Source organism: Streptomyces sp. SP17BM10 (assembly GCF_036322405.1).
Taxonomy (GTDB): Bacteria; Actinomycetota; Actinomycetes; order Streptomycetales; family Streptomycetaceae; genus Kitasatospora.
In genome coordinates, this window is sequence record NZ_JAQYXB010000524.1 from 1 (window position 1) to 4,309 (window position 4,309).

General features: G+C 72.0%; 4 protein-coding genes, 1 rRNA gene and 1 pseudogene. 3 read left to right on the forward strand and 3 right to left on the reverse strand.

Going from position 1 to position 4,309, the window contains the following annotated elements:
• A pseudogene (locus PUR71_RS10635) lies at positions 1 to 159 on the reverse strand (electron transfer flavoprotein subunit beta); the annotation flags it as partial.
• A 351-nt stretch (positions 160 to 510) separates the two neighbouring features.
• Positions 511 to 837 carry a thioredoxin family protein gene (locus PUR71_RS10640; protein ID WP_329926429.1) on the reverse strand — a complete coding sequence of 109 codons (327 nt, stop codon included), beginning with the start codon at positions 835 to 837 and terminating at the stop codon, positions 511 to 513.
• 334 nt (positions 838 to 1,171) lie between these two features.
• On the opposite strand from PUR71_RS10640, the gene PUR71_RS10645 reads away from it, so the two are divergent.
• From PUR71_RS10645 to PUR71_RS10655, 3 genes are all read left to right on the forward strand, one after another.
• On the forward strand, positions 1,172 to 1,597 hold the full coding sequence (locus PUR71_RS10645) for a DUF4395 domain-containing protein (protein WP_329926430.1): 426 nt from the start codon (positions 1,172 to 1,174) through the stop codon (positions 1,595 to 1,597).
• 216 nt (positions 1,598 to 1,813) lie between these two features.
• Positions 1,814 to 2,584 (forward strand): lysophospholipid acyltransferase family protein, encoded by a 771-nt coding sequence (locus tag PUR71_RS10650; protein ID WP_329926432.1) that lies wholly within the window; start codon positions 1,814 to 1,816, stop codon positions 2,582 to 2,584.
• A gap of 202 nt (positions 2,585 to 2,786) precedes the next feature.
• Positions 2,787 to 4,151 carry a TolB family protein gene (locus PUR71_RS10655; protein ID WP_329926434.1) on the forward strand — a complete coding sequence of 455 codons (1,365 nt, stop codon included), beginning with the start codon at positions 2,787 to 2,789 and terminating at the stop codon, positions 4,149 to 4,151.
• A gap of 74 nt (positions 4,152 to 4,225) precedes the next feature.
• Here the strand turns inward: PUR71_RS10655 and rrf are convergent.
• A 5S ribosomal RNA gene (gene rrf, locus PUR71_RS10660) occupies positions 4,226 to 4,309 on the reverse strand; the annotation flags it as partial.

The window sequence follows — 4,309 nt, forward strand, 5'->3', positions numbered from 1 at the left end:
CGCCTCCGCGATCCGCAGCGCCTGCTCCACGCCGTACTCGTCCAGCTCCGACAGGAGGCCGTCCACGCCCTCCCGGTCGGTGGTGTGGTCGTCCGCGAAACGACGGTCACCCGTCGCGTCCGGCACGTGCTTCACACAGACAACGATCCTCAAGCTCACGGCCTGTCTCCTGTACTGGTCTCGTCCGGCGGCTGCGGCTGTGCAAGCCGGTGCGAACACGGCTCGCACCTGCTCCGGGCAGCGGATTTCCCGTGCCGGTCCGGAACTTCCTGGCAGCATACTCGCCGGTAGCTCAGTGGTCACTACTGGCCAGTAGCTTACGCCGGGAGGGCTGCACCGCCGCCTGCGCCCATCCTGCCCCAGCCCGCCGCCAGCACCACCCGACGGGGCGGCAGAACCTCGGCGGGATTGCCGGGTCCGACGATGGACAGATGACGGCGAACAGATGACAGATAACAGATGATGAAATCTGTCATCTGTTATCTGTCCGCCGTCATCTGTCGGCTGTCATCAGACCGCCCGCCCCAGCGCCGCGATCACGTCCGCCTTGCGCGGCATCCCGGCCGCCCGCCGCACCACCCGCCCAGCGGCGTCCAGGACGAGCACCGTCGGCGTCCGCAGGATCTCCAGCCGGCGCACCAGTTCCAGCCGCTCCTCCGCGTCGACCTCGAGGTGCGCGACGCCGTCGACCATGCCGGCCACCTCCGAAAGCACCCGCCGGGTCGCCCGGCAGGGCTGGCAGAACGCCGTCGAGAACTGGACGAGCGTCGCCCGCTCCCCCAGCGCCCCACCCAGCTCCGCCTCCGACAGCCGGACCGTCCCGTCTTCGCTGGGCACCTTCGACCTCCCGTCAAACCTTCACCAACAGCAGCTCGCGCCCCACCTCCACCGCCACGGACGCGATGACGCACGACCCAGGGGCCCGACCGCCCCCAGTCTGCGCCAGCAACATGCTCATCCCAAAAGCGGATTGTCATAGACAGGTCGCCCTCCGACACTCGGCCCGCGTAGCATCGGCGAGTGGATTCCGACCGCCCCTCGCAGCCGCCGATGCCGACTTCCCACCGCTACGTCGCCCTGGGCCGGGCCACCGCCTCCCGCTGTCACCGTCGCTGACGCGCCGCCCGCACGCGCCCCCGCCGCCGCCCGTCGCGACCCTCCCGGAGCCCCTGTGCAGATAGACCCCCGTGGCCCCCGCTTCTCCGCCGCGCTCAGCGCGATCGTCCTCGCCGCCGTGCTGATCACCGGCAGCGGTTCGCTCCTCGCCCTCCAGGCCGCCGTCTTCGCGCTCCCCGCGTTCGGCGGCCTGCGGCTCTCCCCCTACGGCTGGCTCTACCGCACCTTCGTCCGTCCCCACCTGGCGCCGCCCACCGCGACCGAGGACGAGCGCCCGCCACGCTTCGCCCAGGGCGTGGGCCTGGTCTTCGCCGCCGTCGGCAGCCTCGGCTTCCTCAGCGCCGTCCCGTGGCTCGGCCTGCTCACCACCGCGTTCGCCCTGGCCGCGGCCTTCCTCAACGCCGCGATCGGCTACTGCGCAGGCTGCGAGATGTACCTGCTGATCCGGCGCGCCCAGGGCCGGTCCGACCTCGTGGCCTGACTCGGCCGGGAAAAGTTCCCGCCCGCGCTCATCACCGATATCACACGGCGAATGTCCGCTTGACGGCACGCCTCAGGTGACAGCAGGCACTCGTTCGGGGGATCATCTCCGTGTATCACCCGTGACCGCCGCGGCGTGCCGTGCTCCGGTCGGCCCCGCGCAACGACGCGGGTACCCGCCGTACCGGGCTCCGGCCCGTGGAAGTCAGGACTGACCGTGGCAGAGTTCGTCTACCCGCCGGTGATCGGCGCCGCACTCACCGCCTTCCGCGCGCTCGACGTGCGCATCAACATCGTGGGTGCCGAGCACATCCCCGCCGAGGGCGGAGCCGTCCTCGTCAGCAACCACATCAGCTACCTGGACTTCCTCTTCGCCGGCCTCGGTGCCTACCGCGGCGGCAAGCGCAAGACCCGCTTCATGGCCAAGGACGACGTCTTCAAGCACGCCATCTCCGGCCCGCTGATGCGCGGCATGAAGCACATCCCGGTCGACCGGACCGACGGCCAGCCCGCGTACGAGACCGCGGTGCGCGCCCTCAAGGCCGGCGAGGTCGTCGGGGTGTTCCCCGAGGCGACCATCAGCCGCTCGTTCATGCTGAAGAAGTTCAAGACCGGCGCCGCCCGCATGGCCGCCGACTCCGGCGCCCCGCTGCTGCCCGTCGTCCTGTGGGGCACCCAGCAGCTCTGGACCAAGGGCCGCCCGAAGACCCTCACCAAGCGGCACGTCCCGGTCACCATCATGATCGGCGAGCCGATCCACCTCGGCCCCGACGACAAGCCCGTCATGGTCACCCGCAGGCTGCGGGCCGCGATGAGCGAGATGCTCGACCGCGCCCAGCGCGAGTACCCCGGCAAGCCCTCCGGCCCGGACGACACCTGGTGGCTGCCCGCGCAGCTCGGCGGCACCGCGCCCACCCTGGAGGTCGCCGAGGCCGAGGACGAGGCGGAGGCCCTCGCCAAGGCCGAGCGCCGCGCCGCCAAGGGCTGACCCGCCGACCGGTCATCCGGTCCGCCACCCCCGCTCCACCGTTACTCCATGTGGCCGAGCGAACGCGCTACGACGCGTGTCGCCCCGGCCGCCGACGCTGCCCGTCTGACACAGTGACAGACCCCTTCGGGGGCCTTCGTCCTGAATCGGCGACGGAGCGAGAGTCGGAGCGGCCGCGAGGCCGGAGACGGAGATGACGCGGATGACCGGCACAGGGCAGTCAGCCACGACCAGGGCCCGCACCCGCGCAAGCGCCGGTGCGGGCCTTCTGCTGCTGGGCACCCTGCTCACCGGCTGTGGCGCCGAGCCCGGTGACATCCCGCTCTCCGAGATCCGGCCCGAGAGCCCCACCGCGACGCCCGGGTCGACGACCTCGCCCACCCCCGGCGTCGTCGGCGCCGCAGTCGGTGCCACCGGTGCCCCCGCGGTGGCGGCCCACAACGGCTTGATCGCCAGCCGGGCGTTCCTCGACCCCGGTCGCACCACCAGCGCCATCGTCACCGTCGGCCCCGACGGGAGCGGCGAGCACCAGGTCACCAAGCCGCCCGTCCGCACCCGCGACGACCGCCCCGACTGGTCCCCCGACGGCAGCACCATCGCCTTCGACCGCACCGACCCGCAGACCGGCACCGCCCGGCTCTGGACGGTCACCGCGAGCGGCGACGGCGAGCACCAGATCGGTCAGCTCTGCGAGAACGGCGCCGCCGACTGCACCAACGAGGACGAACGCGCCCCCGCCTACTCCCCCGACGGCACGCAGCTCGCGTTCAGCCGCTCCTGGGGTGCCGTCAACCCGGCCGGCAACAACACCACCCAGATCCAGTACTCCGACCTCTACCTGATGGCCCCGGACGGCACCAACGTCCAGCGCCTCACCTTCCTCACCAACGACAAGCCGTACTCCGGCGAGGTCGGCAACCCCAGCTGGTCCCCCGACGGCAAGCGCCTCACCTTCGAGTACCGCACCGGCCCGAGCGGACAGCCCGCCAACTCCCGGGCCGTGTACGTCGTCAACACCGACGGGACGGGCCTGCGCCAGCTCACTCCCTGGGAACTCCGCGCCGGCGACCGCGCGAGCTGGTCCCCCGACGGCAGCCAGATCCTCTTCACCACCTACCCGGCCGGCCCCGAGAACGCCCCCGGCGGCGGCATCTACACCGTCCACCCCGACGGGAGCGCCATCGCCGCCCTCACCCCCGCCCCGTCCGACGCCTACTACGGCGCCGCCTCCTACGCGCCCGATGGCCGGTCGATCGTCTTCGCCCAGGCCCCCGCGGGCGCGACCGCCGACCTCTACAGCATGCAGTCGGACGGCACCGGGGTCGCCCGGCTCACCAACAGCGCCGGCAAATGGCTCGGCCGGCCGAAGTGGGGCACGGCCGCGCCGTCCGCTCCCGCGGCACCCGCCCAGTCCCCGGCCCAGGCGCAAGCCCCGGCCCAGGCCCAGGCACAGGCTCCCGCCGAGGCACAGGCTCCGGTCCAAGCACCGGCACAGGCCCAACCGTCCCCGAACGCTCAGGTGGACCCGCAGGCCCCGGGCGGTCAGGACGGCGAGGACGACAACTGAGCCCTTCCGGGAGCATCCCCGGAAACGCAAAAGGACCCACTCCCGGATCGGGAGTGGGTCCTTTCGGAATGATTGTTCGGCGGCGTCCTACTCTCCCACAGGGTCCCCCCTGCAGTACCATCGGCGCTGTGAGGCTTAGCTTCCGGGTTCGGAATGTA